The following is a 14,628-nucleotide window of genomic DNA, read 5'->3' on the forward strand; positions in this document are numbered from 1 at the left end:
AGGGTGCGGCGCCGCCCTCGGGTCAGCGGCCCAGCCGCGCCCGCATCGCCCCCTGGACCTCCGCGAGGCTGCGGCCCGTGGTCTCCGGCACCCAGCGGAACGTGAACGCCAGCGCCACCAGGCCCGTCACCGCGAAGAAGACGAAGGACCAGGAGCCGCCGACGGCCTCGACCATCGGCAGGAAGGACTGAGCGACGAACCAGTTGGCCGCCCACAGCGCCAGGCCCGCCAGGCCCATGCCCATGCCGCGGACCTCCGCCGGCACGACCTCGGAGATGAGCAGCCACGTCGCGACGGACACCGCCGCCTGCTGGAACGCGATGAACAAGGTCATCAGCGCCAGCGACGCCATCGCCGCCCCCGTCGACGACGCCGCCAGGTGGTACGTCGGCGCCAGCGCCAGCAGCGAGGCGGCGCAGCCCGCCAGGCCGATGAGCAGCATCCGGCGGCGGCCGACGCGGTCGATGATCGACATGCCGACGGCGCACATCACGACGGAGACGGTGCCGATGAGGATGGAGGTGTACACCGAGTTCTCGGTCGACAGACCCACCTTGTTCATCATCGTCGGCGCGAAGTACACGATGGCGTTGGCCCCCGTGATCTGCTGCGTGACGCCGATGAGCATGGCGACGACGACGGTGCCGCGGATCCACGGCGTCTTCAGCGCCTCCCGCTCCGCGCGGCGCGACGCCTCCGACGACGACCCCTCGGCGACCTCCACGTCGGACAGCTCCGCGCCGGAGCCCTGCATGCGGCGCAGCACCCGCAGCGCGTCGCCGTCGCGGCCGCGGCGCAGCAGGTAGGCCGGGGTGTCGGGGAGCATCAGCGTGCCGGCGAGCAGCACGATGGCCGGCACCGCGCCAAGGCCCAGCATCCACCGCCACGAGCCGGACGACGCCAGCGCGGAGTTGGTGAGGTAGGCGACCAGCTGGCCGACGACGATCATCAGGGAGTTCATGCTGACCAGCCGGCCGCGGATGGACGGCGGCGCGATCTCCGAGATGTACATGGGCACGACGATGGACACCGCGCCGATGCACACGCCCAGCAGCGTGCGCGCCGCGCCCAGCTCGAACGCGGATCCCGCGGCGGCGCACCAGAAGGAGCCGGCGACGAAGCCGACGGCGCCGAGGATCAGGGTCATGCGCCTGCCGACTGCGTCCGCGACGCGACCGCCCGCCAGCGCGCCGATCGCCGCGCCGACCAGCAGCATCGCCGTGACCGTCGACTCCTGCGCCGGGGTGAGCTCGAAGGAGCGCTGGATGAACAGCAGCGCCCCGGAGATGACGCCCGTGTCGTAGCCGAACAGCAGGCCGCCGAGCGCGGCGACCGCCGCGACCCCGATGACCCGGCCGCGGCGGAAGTCCGTGGTGGTGGTCTCGTTCACGGGGATCATGATGCCACCGCCGCGCTAGGGTCATCGCATGGACAATCTGCGCGACCGCATCATCACCGATCTAGATGTCCGGCCGGACGTCGATCCTGCCGCGGAGGTCGACCGCCGCGTCGGGTTCCTCCGCGACTACCTGGAGGCCACCGGGGCGAAGGGCCTGGTGCTGGGCATCTCCGGCGGCCAGGACTCCTCCCTCGCCGGCCGGCTGTGCCAGCTGGCCGTGGAGGGGCGGCGCGCGGAGGGCGCCGAGGCCGCGTTCATCGCGGTGCGCCTGCCCCACGGGGTGCAGGCCGACGAGGACGACGCGCAGCTGGCGCTCGACTTCATCCGCCCCGACGAGCGGGCGACGGTCGACATCGCCCCTGCCGTCGCCGCCATCGCCGCCCCGGCCGCCGCCGGCGCCCACCCGGGCGAGGACGGCGCGCGGCTGACCGACTTCAACAAGGGCAACGTCAAGGCCCGCATGCGGATGATCGCCCAGTACGCCATCGCTGGCGAGCGCGGCATGCTGGTCGTCGGCACCGACCACGCCGCCGAGGCGGTCACCGGGTTCTTCACCAAGCACGGCGACGGCGCCGCCGACCTGATTCCGCTGGCCGGGCTGACGAAGGGCCAGGGCGCCCGGATGCTGGAGCACCTCGGCGCCGATTCCCGCCTGTGGCGCAAGGCCCCCACCGCGGACCTGGAGGAGGATCGGCCGGGACTGGCCGACGAGGACGCCCTGGGCGTCACCTACGCCGACATCGACGCGTATCTGGAGGGCCGCGACGTCCACCCGGCGGCCGCGGAGCGCATCGAGGCGTGGTACCTGCGCACCCGCCACAAGCGGGAGCTGCCGCCCGGCCCGTCGGAGACGTGGTGGCGCGGCTGAGCGGGCCGGCGCGGGCCCGGTGAGCGGGCGGCCGCACCGTAGGCGGGCAACCCCGGGCACCCGGCCCGGGCGGTCGCCCGCCGATCTCCCCTAGCCCCCGAACGCGGCGGCGCCGGCGGCCCAGACGCCGTCGGCGTCCTCGGGGCGCGCTCCCTCCTGCGTGATCTCCGCGGTGACCAGGCCGTGGGCGAAGGCCCACATGGCCAGGCCGCGGGCGCGGTCGCCGCCGGCGGCGTCCTGGAACGCGGCGATGACGTCGCGCTCCTTCTCCCCCTCCCCGGAGCGCAGCACGGTGCGGCCGCGGGCGAGCAGGAGGTAGCCGTGCGGGTCGGCGAGCGCCGCCGCACGGTAGGCGTCGAGGAGGGAGGCGACGGTGGCGTCGCGCTCCCACGCGGCGGCGAGCTCGTGCGCCAACCGCTCCTTCGTCTCCTCCAGGAGGAGCCCGTAGAGCTCCTTCTTGCCGGAGATGTGCTTGTACAGCGACGGGGCCTTCACCCCGAGCCGCGCGGCCAGGCGGCGCATGCTCACCGACTCCCACCCCGACTCCCGCAGCATGGCGCGGGTTTCGCCGAGGATCCGGCGCACGTGCGGCGAGGGATCGCAGGAGGCGATGCCCGGCCGAGGCGTCGATATGATGTCGGTCACACCACGACTGTAGCGCGTATCACACGTGCGCGACAGTGTTTTCGGCCCCGGGGGAACACCGTGCCCCTCGGGATCCGCCAGGGGGCTAGTAGCGCTCCGGCTCCTCGCCGAGATTGAAGCGCCGGCCGGACACCTCGTTCGGGCGGACCTCGACGTAGTTGTACTTCAGCGTCGGCAGCCACGGCCGCAGCGGAAGCTCGTCGGCGGCGCGGATCTCCTCCGTGGACGTCAGCGCGCGGGCGGTGCCCTTGACGATGACGCTCCACGCCTTGCCGGATTCGCGGTCGACCTGGTCGGACTCGAACAGGACGTCGTCGTTCAGGGTGAGGCTGAACAGCTTGGAGCCCTCCGCCGTGCGGAAGACGATGCGCCCGCCGTCGACGACGTAGTTCAGCGGGAACAGGTCCATGTCGTCCTTGCGCCGCACGACGAGGCGGCCGAAGGTGTTGGTGGCCAGCAGCTCGAGGGACTCCTCCTCGGTCAGCCGGATGACGGGATCGGTGTCGTTCGTGTCGGTCATGCCGTCCATTGTTCCACCAAACCTACGGGGGCGTCGGCTGCGTCTCCCCCCGGCGGAGCGTGACGACGGGACCCGGCGCGCTCCCCCGCATCGCGCGAAGTGAGGCCCGGCGCGCTCCCCCGCAGCGGGTGACGACGGGGCACCCCGCCGGACGGGCGCCGCGCGAAAAGCGGTGGCCCGCCGGGGAAATCCCCCGGCGGGCCGCCGAATGGTGGAGCTAACGGGACTCGAACCCGTGACCCCCACACTGCCAGTGTGGTGCGCTACCAGCTGCGCCATAGCCCCGTGATGGTTATGAAGTTGTCCGCCCGATATGCGGTGCGGTGGTGGAGCTAACGGGACTCGAACCCGTGACCCCCACACTGCCAGTGTGGTGCGCTACCAGCTGCGCCATAGCCCCTCATGCGGGAGCCGCCCGGCGACCGGGCGGCCCGCGTTTGCTCCGTTCACGCTACACCCGGGTACCGGGGTTCCCCAAATCCCCAGGTGAGCGCGGACAACGGTGCGGATCAGGCGCCGACGGCGGCCTTGACCCAGTCGCCCAGGGAGGCGGCGTTCTGCAGGACGTCCTTGCCGTCGACGATGACGTGCGGCGAGGACGGGGAATCCTGGTTCAGGGTCTCCATGAGGCGCGTGGCGCTGGCGTCGCCGACGGCCTTCGCGCCGTCGAGCGGCAGGCCGCCGCGGACCTCGTCGACGACGTCGCCCTCGGCGCCCATCGACTCGAGGTGGGAGGCGAAGTCCTCCCACTCCCAGCCGGCGGCCTTCTGCTGCTGGTCCATGAGCAGGGTGTGGAAGTTCCAGTAAAGGCGGGCGTCGCCGGTCTCCGCGATGCGGTTCATGACGGCGAGGGCGCGGGTGGAGTGGCCCTCGCGGCCGCCGTCGAGGAAGTTGAGGGTGCGGTACTCCACGATGAGGTCGCCGGCGTTGAGCGCGGCGAGCTGATCGGAGTGGCCGCCGAGCGCCATGTCGGCGCAGTAGTGGCACGAGTAGTCCTCGTAGACCTCGGCGACCGTGCCGTCGGCGCCCTCGGCGGCGAGGCGGATCACGTCGTCCTCGACCTCGATGCCGAACGCGACGTCCTCGTCCGGCAGGCCCTCGATGGGCTGGTTCCGGCCCATCCACAGCACCACGCCGATGACCACGGCGATGATCGCCACGAGCGCGATGATGCCGACGACGAAGCCGGAGCTCTTCTCGTTCGGGTTCTTGATCTTCTTCTGGCTCACGCGGACAACAGTAGCGCCCCCGCGCCGGGGCTTGCGTGCTCGTCAACCTTCCGGTGACCGAAAACACGCCCGGGCGGGGGCGTTCGAGGGGCCGCGGCGCCGTGGACGGCCTGCGGCGGGGCCGCGCGTGAAGACTCCGGCGCCGCCGTCCCGCGGCCCGGGGCCGCGGGCCCCGCGCTACGGGCGGATGGCGAAGCGGCGGAACGGGCGGAACCACACGACGCCCGCCAGCAGGAGGAACACGACGTCGCGGGCCAGGGACCGCAGGTACGTGGCGGGCCCGGCGTCCGGGTTCTGCCCGCCGCCGCCGAAGCAGCCGCAGTCGATGGTGAGGCCGCGGGCCCACGCCGACGCCAGGCCGGCGATGAACAGCAGCACCACCACGGCGGAGACGAGCGCCGCCGGGCGCAGGAACACGCCGAGCAGCAGCATGAGGCCCAGCACCAGCTCGAAGGCGGGCAGGGCGACGGCCAGCGGCTCGACCAGCCCGGCGGGCACGAGCTCGTAGGCGGCGATGGCCTGGGCGGCATCGAGGGGGTTGGCCAGCTTCACGCCGCCGGACCACAGCCACACGGCCGCGAGCGCGAAGCGGGCGATGGCGGAGACGACGGCGCGTCCGCGGCCGCCGGGTCGGGCATCCGCGGCCGCGTCGGCCGCCCGGGCGTCGTCATGCGCGGTTGCGTTCATGTCCGCGACCCTACGCGCACGCGCCGACCCGGGCGCGCATGCACGGAGGAGTGCGGCCGGAGCGCGGACCGCACGCGTCGGCGGCCTCAGCCGTTGAGGACCGCGGAGACGACCTCCTGCGCTTCGGCCTGCACCTGCTTGAGGTGCTCCTCGCCCTTGAAGGACTCGGCGTAGATCTTGTATGTGCCCATGGTGGTGAGTGTGCTGGGGTTTTCTTGTTTCCGCAGTTCAGCGCGTTCTGCCCGCTCAGTGAATTCAGGCGATTCAGCCGGTTTTAAGGTGGCTTGCGGGACCAGTGCGGGACGGGCGGCCGCTGCGTCGCGCCCGGAAGCGCCGCGACGGGACCGCCCCTGAAACACCAAAAAGGCCCCCACCATGATGGTGGGGGCCAGTTGGCTACTCGGGAGGGTTGCGGGCGCGAGGCTGCCGCAGGGCGGCCTCAATGCCGGTGAGGTCAGGAGACGGCGGAGCATGCTTCCGATCAGACGACGCCCACGCCGACCATTCCAGCAGCCAGTCGAAAGCATCAGCAAGGAGACGCCGCAGTGAGTGCCCCACCTCCTGCTCCTCCGCCAGCTCACGGCGAGTGTCCTGCAGATCACGCTCCACAGCGTCGAGTCTCGCCCACAGTTTATCGATGCGTTGCGCCTGCTCCGACATCATCGCGGTCAGTGACGTTGCGGAGGTTTCCTGCTTCTTGCCGCGCAACCCGAGCAGCCCGGTGATGATGCCGACCGCAGCGGTGGCCAGGCCGATGAGCAGCTCGTTCGTCACGATCATTGGTCGAATCGCCCCCTGACGGCTATCCACCACGCGCTACCCATCGCCAGCAGGGCTTGCAGCCCATAGTTTTTCGCTGACACCCACCCTCGGGCGGTTTCACCCTCATCATGGCAATGCAAACCGGCATCATGCTGGGACGGACGCCAAGACGGGAAGGCAAGCACCGGAAACGGAAACGCTACCGCCGAGGAAAACGCAAAAAGTAAGACCCCGGGCGCTGGATGCCTCAATCATCCAGCCCCTCGGGGCTTACCCCATCCTACCAACGACGAGGAGAAACCATGAGCACACGAACACTTTTCGCCACCACCTCCCTCATGCTGGCCATCGTCCTTGCAGACGGCCTGATCAACGGGTTCAGCCCGATCGCCGCCATCGGCTCCGCGATCACCGCCTGCGGGCTGGCCATCATCGCATGGAGGCGAGCATGATCCCCATCATCATCGACAAGGACACGGGGCGTCAGCTGTGGCGCGTTAAGGAGTGCGCGGCCCACTGCGGCATCAAACCATCCACCTGGACGACATACACCGCCCAAGGCCGCACCCCCCCCCAGCCCGTCTCCCACCTCGACCAGCGCACGCCCCTGTGGGACGCCGCCGACGTACAGGAATGGCACGCACACCGCCCCGGCTCCCCCGTGCCCCACAACCCCGCCGGGTGAACTAGCCCCCCCCCCCACACCGCAACCACCGAGCACCGGCCCCTCACTCCGCCTCGTGCGCTAAGCCGCGCACAAAAACACAAGAACGGCCCTGCCGCTCACCTGGACAGTGACGCGCGGCAGGGCCGGGGCAACCGCCCCACGTAGGGGCAGCAAGGAGAAGTGTACCCATGCCGCAGAAGCGAATCCGCAACGGCAAAACACGGTGGGTTGGCAGGTACCGGGACCCCGCCGGCCGCGAACGATCCAAGACTTTCGACACCCGCCGTGAAGCCGCCGTGTGGGAGGCGGAGCGTGAGCGTGAGATACGGAGGGGCGAATGGATCGACCCCAGCGGTGCCCCAACCATCGAGCAACTGGTGCGCGAGTACGAGGCGCTGGCGGTCAAGCCCGGTACGAGGCGCGACCGGTACCAGCTGCGGATCAACCTCGGGGACCTTGGGGCCATGCCTGTGACGTCGGTGCGCCGGTCGCACCTTGAGTCGTGGGCGCTGCAGCTGCGCGATGGGCGTCCGTGGGCGAAGGGCGCGCCGTTGTCGCCGTCGGCGGTGCAGGTACGGATCGGGATGATGCGGACGCTGCTGTCGCGGGCGGTGGCCGATGGGGTGATCGCCGTCAACCCCGGCGACGTGCTCAAGCGCTTCCCAGTAGGGGGAACTGCCGACATTGTCGTGCCGGACGTCGACCAGGTGCGGGCGCTGGTCGAGCATGCCCCCGCGGCGTGGTTTCGCCTGGCGGTGATGATCGCGGCGGAGACGGGACTGCGCGCTGGGGAGGTGTGTGGCCTGCGGGTGCGCGACGTCGATGTGATGCGCCGGGTGATTCACGTCCGCGTGCAGTCCGGTGATCGCGCTGGGGATGCTCTGCGGGATCTGAAATCGCGGGATTCGCGCCGCGATGTGCCTATTGGTGAGGGCCTAGCGCTGGACATTGCCCGGGTGCTTGAGGGGCGCGGCGGCGACCCGGATGCCCGCGTGCTCGTGTCCGAACGGGGCCTGCCGCTTTTCTCGTCGCGTATCTCGCAGACGATGGCGCGGGCGCGTCGGGGGGCCGGGGTGCCCGATGAGGTGCATTTCCATTGCCTGCGGCACTTCTACGCGTCGCGGATGCTTGCCGCCGGGGTGCCGTTGCCGACGGTGAGTGCGATGCTGGGGCATTCGTCGCCGGCGGTGACGGCGCGGATTTACTCGCACCATCTCCCGGATCAGTGGGAGGCTGCGCGGGCCGGTGTGGACGCTGTTGCGGGACTGGTGCGGGACGGCGGGGTTTTTGGGGGCCGTCCCGCAGAGTCGGGTTAGTTCCCCAATACGTCGTTGACCAGGGCGGTTGCTTCGGCCTGCACCTGCTTGAGGTGGTCGGCTCCCTTGAAGGATTCGGCGTAGATCTTGTACTTGTCCTCGGTGCCGGAGGGGCGGGCGGCGAACCAGGCGTTCTCGGTGGTGACCTTCAGGCCGCCGATGGCGGCGCCGTTGCCCGGGGCCTCGGTGAGCTTGGCGGTGATGGGCTCGCCGGCCAGGACGTCGGCGGTGACCTGCTCCGGGGACAGCTTCTTCAGGATGGCCTTCTGCTCGCGGTCGGCCTCCGCGTCGGTGCGGGCGTAGGCGGGGGCGCCGAAGCGGTCGGCGAGCTCCGCGTAGCGCTGCGACGGGGTCTTGCCGGTCACGGCCGTGATCTCCGAGGCCAGCAGGTCCAGGATGATGCCGTCCTTGTCGGTGGACCACACGGTGCCGTCGGTGCGCAGGAAGGACGCGCCGGCGGACTCCTCGCCGCCGAAGCCGACGGAGCCGTCGAGCAGGCCCGGGACGAACCACTTGAAGCCGACCGGCACCTCGACGAGCGTGCGGCCGAGGTCCGCGACGACGCGGTCGATCATGGAGGACGACACGAGCGTCTTGCCGACGGCCGTGTCCGCGCCCCAGCCGTCGCGGTGGCCGAAGAGGTACTCGATGGCGACGGCGAGGTAGTGGTTCGGGTTCATCAGCCCGTGGTCGGGGGTGACGATGCCGTGGCGGTCGGCGTCGGCGTCGTTGCCGGTGGCGATGTCGTACTTGTCGCGGTTGTGCACCAGCGACGCCATGGAGTTCGGCGAGGAGCAGTCCATGCGGATCTTGCCGTCGGTGTCCAGCGTCATGAACCTCCACGTCGCGTCGACCAACGGGTTGACGACGGTGAGGTCGAGGCCGTGCGTCTCCGCGATGGCGCCCCAGTAGTCGACGGACGCGCCGCCCATCGGGTCGGCGCCGATGCGCAGGCCCGACGACTTGATGGCGGCGAGATCCACCACGTTCGGGAGGTCGTCGACGTAGGCCTTCAGGTAGTCGTGCTCGACGACGAGGTCCCCCGCCTTCTCCACCGGCTGCCGGCGGACGCCGTCGAGGCCCTTGGCCAGGTAGTCGTTGGCGCGGGCGGCGATCCAGTCGGTCGCGTCGGCGTCGGCGGGGCCGCCGGTCGGCGGGTTGTACTTGAAGCCGCCGTCGCGCGGCGGGTTGTGGGAGGGCGTGACGACGATGCCGTCGGCGCGCTTCGGGTCCGAGCCGGTCACGCCGCCGGCGAGGCCGCGGTTGTGCGACAGGATCGCGTGGCTGACCGCCGGGGTCGGGGTGTATCGGCCGGCGGCGTCGACCATGACGGTGACGCCGTTGGCGGTGAGCACCTCGATGGCGCTGACCATCGCCGGCTCGGAGAGGCCGTGGGTGTCGCGGCCGATGTAGAGCGGGCCGCCGATGCCCTGGCCGGAGCGGTAGTCGACGATGGCCTGGGTGGTGGCCAGGATGTGGTCCTCGTTGAACGCGCCGTCGAGGGACGAGCCGCGGTGGCCGGAGGTGCCGAAGACGACGGCCTGGTCCGGGTTCCCGGGCTCCGGGTGGCGGGTGTAGTAGGCCGTCACCAGCTCGGCGACGTCGATGAGATCTTCGGGGCGGGCGGGCTGCCCGGCGCGATCGTGGGCCATGTCTCCTCCTGGGCGTTCTGTCCGTGGGCTGTCCCCTCCAGTGTCCCCGTTTCGGGGCGTTCCCGCACGGCTCGCCCGGCGGGCGTAGCATCCCCCGCCATGAGGGACGTGGCGCTGGTCGCGGCGGGCGGGGCCGCCGGTTCGCTGGCCCGCGCCGCCTGCACGGGGGCGGGCGGCCCGTGGGCGGTCGCCGCCGTCAACGTCGCCGGCTGCCTCCTGATGGGGGTGCTCGCGGCGTGGCTCGCGGCGCCGGGCAGGTGGCCCGGGTGGGCGCCGCTGCTGTCGACGGGGTTCCTCGGGGGCTTCACGACGTTGTCCGCGTGGGCGGCGGCCGTCGTCACGCTCCTGGCCTGTGTGCCCGCCTACCTGATCGGGCGGCGCCTGCCGGTGCCCGGCGCGGGGGCGGCGCCGTGACCGCGGCGGCGGCTGCGGCGATCGCCGCGGGCGGGGCGCTCGGCGCCGTCGCCCGGCACCTGCTGGCGAAGTTCGGGCCCGGCGGGCTGCTCGCCGCCAACGTCGCGGCGTGCGCGCTGCTGGGCTGGTGCGCGGCCGTTCCCCCGCCCGGCGCGTGGGCGGCGCTGCTCGGCGCCGGGTTCGCCGGCGCCCTGTCGACGTGGTCGACGCTCGCGGCCCTCGTCGGCGGGTGGTGGTCCGGCGGACGGCGCGGCGCGGCAATCGGATACCTCGCGCTCACCGCCGTCCTGGGCTCCGCCGCCGCGGGGGTGGCGGGGGTGGCCGCGGGCGCGTGACACGGTATTTACGTCGTTGTCGCCTATGCGTTTCTCAGGAGACGCTAACCTCCCGGGCCATGAGCGACTTCCTCTCGGCCGCCGACTCGTTCGTGTGGAGCCCCTTCTTCCTGATCCCCCTGCTGCTCGGCACCGGCCTCTGGCTGACCATCCGCCTCGGCCTGCTGCAGCTGCGCAAGCTCGGCCCCGCCCTGTACCTGGGCCTCGTCAAGCGCAGCGACGAAGGCGGCGAGGGCGACATCTCCCAGTACCAGGCGCTGGCCACCGCGCTGGCCGCCACCGTCGGCGTCGGCAACATCGTCGGCGTCGCCACGGCCCTGTCCATCGGCGGCCCCGGCGCCCTGTTCTGGATGTGGGGCACGGGCTTCGTCGGCATGGCGTCGAAGTACTCCGAGGCGTTCCTCGGCGTGAAGTTCCGCACCGTCGACGCCGCCGGCGAGCAGTCCGGCGGCCCGCAGTACTACCTGAAGAAGGCCATCCCGAACGGCTTCGGCAAGACCCTCGCCGTCCTGTTCGCCGTGTTCGCCTCCATCGCCGCGTTCGGCATCGGCAACCTGACCCAGGCCAACGCGGTCGCCGAGAACCTGGAGTCCAGCTTCGGCATCCAGCCGGAGCTGTCCGGCATCATCATGCTCATCCTCACCGGCGCGGTGCTGCTGGGCGGCATCAAGTCCATCGGCCGCGTCGCCGCCGCGTTCGTCCCGATGATGATCGTCATCTACATCGTCGGCGCCCTCATCGTGCTCATCGTCCACGTCCAGGACCTGCCGGCCGCCATCGGCCTCATCTTCACCGACGCATTCTCCGGGACCTCCGCCGTCGGCGGCTTCGCCGGCGCCGGCATCATCGCCGCCATCCAGATGGGCGTCGCCCGCGGCCTGTTCTCCAACGAGTCCGGCATGGGCTCCGGCGGCATCGCCGCCGCCGCGGCGACCACGACCCACCCGGTCCGCCAGGGCCTGGTGTCCATGACGCAGACGTTCATCGACACCCTCGTCGTCGTCACGTTCACCGGCCTGGTCATCGTCACCACCGGCGCGTGGGAGGCCGGCGAGGAGGGCGCCGGCTCCATGACCGCCGCCGCCTTCTCCGCGGGCCTGCCGGGCACCTGGGGCGACTCCATCGTCACCCTGTCCATCGTGTTCTTCGCGTTCTCGACGCTGCTCGGCTGGTCCTACTACGGCGAGCGCTGCTTCGAGTCCCTCGTCGGCCGCCGCGGCACCCGGTTCTACCGCTCCGTGTTCACCGCCGTCGTCTACGTCGGCGCCGTCACCGAGCTGTCCACCGTCTGGGCCTTCGCCTCCGTGCTCAACGGCCTGATGGCGGTGCCGAACCTCATCGGCCTCATCATCCTGTCCGGGCTCATCGCGAAGGAGACGAAGGCGTACCTCACGTTCGACCCGAAGCTCCGCGCCACCGCCGAGCAGGTCCGCGAATGGGAGTCCATGCGCGTCTAGCTCCGCCGGACACGGCACGCTCATCGACGCCGGCCGCACGGGGGGCCCTCCCCCGGCGGCCGGCGCGGTCGATCATGGGGCGGCCGCGGGCGGGTCCCGTCGTCACGCACGCGGTGCGCGGCGGCGACCCGGCGCGCGACCCCCGGCGCGACCCGCGGCGCGGCCTACTCCGCGGGCTCCGCGCCCTCCGAGACCTCCGCGCCCTCCGGCGCGCCGTCGTGGACGCCGGGCAGGCGGACGTGGCGGGGGCCGAGATCCGCGACGTCGGCGACGCCGAGGAGCCGGCACGTGCGCAGCATCTCCTCCCGCATCAGCTCCAGGGCTCGGGCGACGCCGGCCTCGCCGCCGGCCATGAGGCCGTAGAGGTAGGCGCGGCCGATCATCGCGAAGTCGGCGCCCAGCGCGCGGGCCGCCGCGACGTCGGCGCCGTGCATGATGCCGGTGTCCAGGCCGACGACCGCGTCCGGCCCGAGCGCCGCGCGCACCCGCGGCAGCAGGTGCAGCGGCACCGGCGCCCGGTCCAGCTGGCGGCCGCCGTGGTTGGAGACGATGACGCCGTCGGCGCCGTGCTCCATCGCCCGGCGCGCGTCGACGACGGTCTGCACGCCCTTGACCAGCAGCGGGCCGTCCCACAGGCCGCGCACCCACTCCAGGTCCGCCCACGACAGCGACGGGTCGAACATCTGGTCCACCAGCTCGCCCGGGGTGCCGTCGAAGTTCCGCACCGCCGCGAACTCCAGCGGCGCGTGGGTGAGGAAGTTGAACCACCAGTTCGGCCGGTACGCGGCGTCGACGACGGTGCGGGCGGTCAGCGACGGCGGGACGGTCATGCCGTTGCGGACGTCGCGCAGGCGGGCGCCGGCGATGTTCGTGTCGACGGTGACCATCAGCACGCCCGCCCCCGACGCCTTCGCCTGGGCGACGAGGTCCTCCGCCATCGACCGGTCGCGGGTGACGTACAGCTGGAACCACAGCTCCCCCTCCGGCACGTGGTCGCGCAACTGGCCGATGGACGCCGTGCCCATCGTCGACAGCGTGAACGGCACGCCCGCCGCGGCGGCCGCCGACGCCCCGGCGTACTCGCCCTCCGAGTGCATCATGCGGGTGAAGCCGGTCGGCGCGATGGCCAGCGGCATCGCCATGTCGCGGCCGAGGACCCGCACCGCCGTCGACGCCGTGGTGACGTCGCGCATCACCTCCGGGCGGAACTCCACGTCGCGGAACGCGTCGCGGGCGCGGCCGATGGACACCTCCGACTCCGCGGCGCCGTCGACGTAGTCGAACGGGGCCTTCGGGGTCCGCCGCTTCGCCATCTTCCGCAGGTCGTGGACGTCGGCGGCCCGGCGCAGCCGCTCGGCGGCCGTCAGCGGCGGCGGCGCGAACCGCATCAGCGGCCGCAGGTCCGAGTAGCGCGGGATCCTGCGGCGCAGGACGTCGGGGCGGGGTCGGTGGTCGGTGCTCATTCCCGCATTATGCGCCGCCGCGGGAGCGGGCCCGGGTGCGCGTCCGCCGGACGCGGGTGCGCGGGATGCGCGGGTGCTTGACGACGGCGCCCGCCGCGGCGGGTGTCGTCGTCACGCGAACGGTGCGGCTACCCGCACGTCGGCGCGGCGGCCGGGTCCTCCAGCGCGGCGATGGCGGCGTCGACGTCGGCGACCGACAGCAGCGGCATGTCGCCGGCGTCCGCGGTCAGGGCCTCGGCGCAGTTCGCCTCCGGCACCAGGAACATGTCCGCCCCCGCGTCGCGCGCCGCCGCGATCTTGTGCGTGATGCCGCCGATGGGCCCCACCGCCCCCGACGCGTCGATCGTGCCCGTGCCCGCCACGTGCGCGCCGTGCAGCAGATCGCCCGGGCTCAGCTTGTCGATGACCGCCAGCGTCAGCACCAGACCCGCCGACGGGCCGCCGATGCCCGCGACGTTGTACTCGATCTCCAGGCCGCCGGCCGGGCGGGCGCCGACGACGACGCCGAGCTGCGCCGCACCCTCCACGTCGGGGTTCTCCGCCAGCGTCACCCGGGCCTTCTCCTCCCCGCCGCCGCGGGCGAGCGTCAGCTCCACCTCGTCGCCCGGCAGGTGCGAGCCGATGGCGTCGACGACGTCGCGGGGCGTCGCGATGCGCCGGTCGCCGACCGCCACGATCCCGTCGCCCTCGTTGACCGCGCCCGCCGCCGGGGAATCCGGCAGCACCTGCGCCGCGTACGCCTCCACCGGCCGCCCCAGGTGATCGAGCGCCGCGATGGTCGCGCTGGCCTCCGAATCCGTGAACGCCACTGCATTGCGCTCCTGCACCTGCTCGTGCGTCATGCCGGGCGGGAAGATCGTCTCGATCGGCACGATGTCCTGCTCCGGGTCCAGCCACTTCACCGTCGCCGCGGGCAGCGACATGGAGTGGGCGACGGACACCGTCGTCATGTCCAGCTCGCCGGCGGGGTCGTCGACCTCCGCGCCGGAGATCTCGACGGCCGGCGCGCCGTCGAGCTCGCCGAGGACGTCGACCAGCGGGCCGGGCCCCTCCGCGGCGTACGGCACCACGGCGGCCGGCGACGCCAGGACCGCGCCGACGGCCACGATGGGCACGGCGCCGATGAGCAGGGTCCGGGTGCGGCGGTTCATTGCGCCAACGGTAGTTGATCGCCCTCGGCGACGGACGGCCGCGGGCGTGGATCGCCCCGCCCG

At 72.3% G+C, this 14,628-nt stretch carries 15 protein-coding genes and 2 tRNA genes; 6 read left to right on the top strand and 11 right to left on the bottom strand.

Annotated elements, in window-relative coordinates; translation table 11 throughout:
* Positions 1-22 precede the first annotated feature (22 nt).
* On the bottom strand, positions 23-1,399 hold the full coding sequence (locus QQS41_RS04020) for a sugar porter family MFS transporter (RefSeq protein ID WP_448851380.1): 1,377 nt from the start codon (positions 1,397-1,399) through the stop codon (positions 23-25).
* Between the two features lie 28 nt (positions 1,400-1,427).
* On the opposite strand from QQS41_RS04020, the gene nadE reads away from it, so the two are divergent.
* Positions 1,428-2,267: an ammonia-dependent NAD(+) synthetase gene (nadE, locus tag QQS41_RS04025; protein ID WP_448851381.1), complete on the top strand. Its 840-nt coding sequence runs from the start codon at positions 1,428-1,430 to the stop codon at positions 2,265-2,267.
* A 90-nt stretch (positions 2,268-2,357) separates the two neighbouring features.
* Here the strand turns inward: nadE and QQS41_RS04030 are convergent, their stop codons facing one another.
* From QQS41_RS04030 to QQS41_RS04060, 7 genes are all read right to left on the bottom strand, one after another.
* Positions 2,358-2,912, bottom strand: a complete 555-nt coding sequence (locus QQS41_RS04030; RefSeq protein ID WP_448851382.1) for a TetR/AcrR family transcriptional regulator — start codon at positions 2,910-2,912, stop codon at positions 2,358-2,360.
* Positions 2,913-2,997: 85 nt separating this feature from the next.
* Positions 2,998-3,432: a pyridoxamine 5'-phosphate oxidase family protein gene (locus QQS41_RS04035; protein ID WP_448851383.1), complete on the bottom strand. Its 435-nt coding sequence runs from the start codon at positions 3,430-3,432 to the stop codon at positions 2,998-3,000.
* A gap of 209 nt (positions 3,433-3,641) precedes the next feature.
* A tRNA-Ala gene (locus QQS41_RS04040) sits at positions 3,642-3,717 on the bottom strand.
* A 39-nt stretch (positions 3,718-3,756) separates the two neighbouring features.
* A tRNA-Ala gene (locus QQS41_RS04045) sits at positions 3,757-3,832 on the bottom strand.
* Between the two features lie 109 nt (positions 3,833-3,941).
* Positions 3,942-4,661: a DsbA family protein gene (locus tag QQS41_RS04050; protein ID WP_448851384.1), complete on the bottom strand. Its 720-nt coding sequence runs from the start codon at positions 4,659-4,661 to the stop codon at positions 3,942-3,944.
* Between the two features lie 177 nt (positions 4,662-4,838).
* Positions 4,839-5,348 (bottom strand): MauE/DoxX family redox-associated membrane protein, encoded by a 510-nt coding sequence (locus tag QQS41_RS04055; RefSeq protein ID WP_448851385.1) that lies wholly within the window; start codon positions 5,346-5,348, stop codon positions 4,839-4,841.
* A gap of 396 nt (positions 5,349-5,744) precedes the next feature.
* Positions 5,745-6,128, bottom strand: a complete 384-nt coding sequence (locus QQS41_RS04060; protein ID WP_448851386.1) for a hypothetical protein — start codon at positions 6,126-6,128, stop codon at positions 5,745-5,747.
* Positions 6,129-6,412: 284 nt separating this feature from the next.
* Here QQS41_RS04060 and QQS41_RS04065 point away from each other — a divergent pair, with 284 nt between their 5' ends.
* Entirely contained in the window at positions 6,413-6,562 is a 150-nt protein-coding gene (locus tag QQS41_RS04065) for a hypothetical protein (RefSeq protein ID WP_448851387.1), read from the top strand.
* 403 nt (positions 6,563-6,965) lie between these two features.
* Positions 6,966-8,093, top strand: coding sequence for a tyrosine-type recombinase/integrase (locus QQS41_RS04070; RefSeq protein ID WP_448851388.1), 1,128 nt, complete (start codon positions 6,966-6,968; stop codon positions 8,091-8,093).
* Here the strand turns inward: QQS41_RS04070 and pgm are convergent.
* Positions 8,090-9,745 carry a phosphoglucomutase (alpha-D-glucose-1,6-bisphosphate-dependent) gene (pgm, locus tag QQS41_RS04075; protein ID WP_448851389.1) on the bottom strand — a complete coding sequence of 552 codons (1,656 nt, stop codon included), beginning with the start codon at positions 9,743-9,745 and terminating at the stop codon, positions 8,090-8,092. The two genes, QQS41_RS04070 and pgm, sit on opposite strands and share 4 nt — an antisense overlap.
* A 99-nt stretch (positions 9,746-9,844) precedes the next feature.
* On the opposite strand from pgm, the gene QQS41_RS04080 reads away from it, so the two are divergent.
* Genes QQS41_RS04080 through QQS41_RS04090 form a run of 3 tightly spaced genes read left to right on the top strand, consistent with a single transcriptional unit; the run spans position 9,845 to position 11,951 of the window.
* The gene (locus QQS41_RS04080) at positions 9,845-10,159 is read left to right on the top strand and encodes a FluC/FEX family fluoride channel (protein WP_448851390.1); all 315 of its coding nucleotides are present in this window, start codon (positions 9,845-9,847) and stop codon (positions 10,157-10,159) included.
* Entirely contained in the window at positions 10,156-10,494 is a 339-nt protein-coding gene (locus QQS41_RS04085; RefSeq protein WP_448851391.1) for a CrcB family protein, read from the top strand. Before QQS41_RS04080 ends, QQS41_RS04085 begins: the two co-directional genes overlap by 4 nt.
* 59 nt (positions 10,495-10,553) lie before the next feature.
* Positions 10,554-11,951: an alanine/glycine:cation symporter family protein gene (locus QQS41_RS04090; protein ID WP_448851392.1), complete on the top strand. Its 1,398-nt coding sequence runs from the start codon at positions 10,554-10,556 to the stop codon at positions 11,949-11,951.
* Between the two features lie 164 nt (positions 11,952-12,115).
* Here the strand turns inward: QQS41_RS04090 and QQS41_RS04095 are convergent, their stop codons facing one another.
* On the bottom strand, positions 12,116-13,414 hold the full coding sequence (locus QQS41_RS04095; protein ID WP_448851393.1) for an alpha-hydroxy acid oxidase: 1,299 nt from the start codon (positions 13,412-13,414) through the stop codon (positions 12,116-12,118).
* 128 nt (positions 13,415-13,542) lie between these two features.
* A complete protein-coding gene (locus QQS41_RS04100) occupies positions 13,543-14,565 on the bottom strand; it encodes a YlbL family protein (protein ID WP_448851394.1) in 1,023 nt (340 codons plus the stop codon).
* Between the last annotated feature and the right edge of the window lie 63 nt (positions 14,566-14,628).

It is taken from the genome of Corynebacterium sp. 335C (assembly GCF_053525695.1).

Coding starts and splice junctions, on each gene's coding strand:
- QQS41_RS04055 (WP_448851385.1), bottom strand. CDS start 5,348: ATGAACGCAACCGCGCATGACGACGCCCGGGCGGCCGACGCGGCCGCG.
- QQS41_RS04090 (WP_448851392.1), top strand. CDS start 10,554: ATGAGCGACTTCCTCTCGGCCGCCGACTCGTTCGTGTGGAGCCCCTTC.
- QQS41_RS04020 (WP_448851380.1), bottom strand. CDS start 1,399: ATGATCCCCGTGAACGAGACCACCACCACGGACTTCCGCCGCGGCCGG.
- QQS41_RS04080 (WP_448851390.1), top strand. CDS start 9,845: ATGAGGGACGTGGCGCTGGTCGCGGCGGGCGGGGCCGCCGGTTCGCTG.
- pgm (WP_448851389.1), bottom strand. CDS start 9,745: ATGGCCCACGATCGCGCCGGGCAGCCCGCCCGCCCCGAAGATCTCATC.
- QQS41_RS04060 (WP_448851386.1), bottom strand. CDS start 6,128: ATGATCGTGACGAACGAGCTGCTCATCGGCCTGGCCACCGCTGCGGTC.
- nadE (WP_448851381.1), top strand. CDS start 1,428: ATGGACAATCTGCGCGACCGCATCATCACCGATCTAGATGTCCGGCCG.
- QQS41_RS04070 (WP_448851388.1), top strand. CDS start 6,966: ATGCCGCAGAAGCGAATCCGCAACGGCAAAACACGGTGGGTTGGCAGG.
- QQS41_RS04065 (WP_448851387.1), top strand. CDS start 6,413: ATGAGCACACGAACACTTTTCGCCACCACCTCCCTCATGCTGGCCATC.
- QQS41_RS04035 (WP_448851383.1), bottom strand. CDS start 3,432: ATGACCGACACGAACGACACCGATCCCGTCATCCGGCTGACCGAGGAG.
- QQS41_RS04100 (WP_448851394.1), bottom strand. CDS start 14,565: ATGAACCGCCGCACCCGGACCCTGCTCATCGGCGCCGTGCCCATCGTG.
- QQS41_RS04095 (WP_448851393.1), bottom strand. CDS start 13,414: ATGAGCACCGACCACCGACCCCGCCCCGACGTCCTGCGCCGCAGGATC.